This is a genomic window from Micromonospora sp. LOL_014, assembly GCF_048060245.1.
In the GTDB taxonomy this organism is placed as follows: Bacteria; Actinomycetota; Actinomycetes; order Mycobacteriales; family Micromonosporaceae; genus Micromonospora_E.
Genome location: NZ_JBHMIP010000098.1, coordinates 1 through 995, shown reverse-complemented (window position 1 = coordinate 995; position 995 = coordinate 1). Strand labels below are relative to the sequence as shown.

The window sequence follows — 995 nt, the reverse complement described above, 5'->3', positions numbered from 1 at the left end:
GTAAGAGCGACCGGCAATAGGGTCCAAGATCCGGACATGCGGGTACCTGGAAGTAGTAGGCAGGCACGGGTCCATCGATCATCGGAGTTCTCTACGCTCTGCAACCGATGGAGTCCCGTGCCTGCGCTGCAATCATCGTTGCTCGAACCCATCTGGGTCCAGTTCGCCGCGTTGTGGCCTGAACAACCCGAGTTCGACCCGGCCCATCCGCTGGGCTGTCACCGCCGGCGGATCCCGGACCGGATCGTGTTCGAGCACGTCATCGCCGCTTTGGTCCATGGATCCGGCTATGAACGCGTCGCGTCGGGTGACTGTTCGGACCGGACGATCCGTCGCCGTCTGCGGTTGTGGGCTGACGCCGGTCTCGGTGAGCAGGTCCATGAACTCGCCCTGGACGCCTACGACCGCATGATCGGCCTGGACCTGACTGACGTCAGCGCTGACGGCGCGATCACGAAAGCGCCGTGTGGCGGCGACCGGGCCGGCCGCTCACCGGTCGACCGCGGCAAGGGCGGTATGAAGCGCTCGACCGGTGTGGACGGCTACGGCATCCCGCTCGGGATCACCGGTGCCCCGGCCAACCGGCCCGACTCGCCGCTGCTGCGCGACACCTTCGAAGCGTGCAGCGCCCAACTCCGCCATCACTGGCCTGAGCAGGTCACAGCCCACCTCGATCGCGGCTACGACAGCAACCGCGCCCGGGAGCTGCTCGATGAACTCGGCTTCGACGCCGAGATCGCCCGCAAGGGCGTACCCGCCCCGATCCAAGTCGGTAAGCGGTGGGTGGTCGAGCGCACGAACTCGTGGATGAACGGCTTCGGCAAGATCCGCCGCTGCACCGACCGCAACGCTACGATCATCGACTTCTACCTCTACCTGGCCGCCGCGATCGTCACGATCCGTCAACTCATCCAACGAGCCCGCACGCTCTACCGCTGGGACACCCGGCCGACAACCCGCCGACTCAGGTAACGCCTATTGCCGGTCGCTCTAAG

General features: G+C 66.0%; 1 protein-coding gene. It reads left to right on the top strand.

What is annotated here, in order from left to right; translation table 11 throughout:
• The first annotated feature begins 117 nt into the window (after positions 1-117).
• Positions 118-972: an IS5 family transposase gene (locus ACFHW1_RS28785; RefSeq protein ID WP_416557686.1), complete on the top strand. Its 855-nt coding sequence runs from the start codon at positions 118-120 to the stop codon at positions 970-972.
• Positions 973-995: the final 23 nt, after the last annotated feature.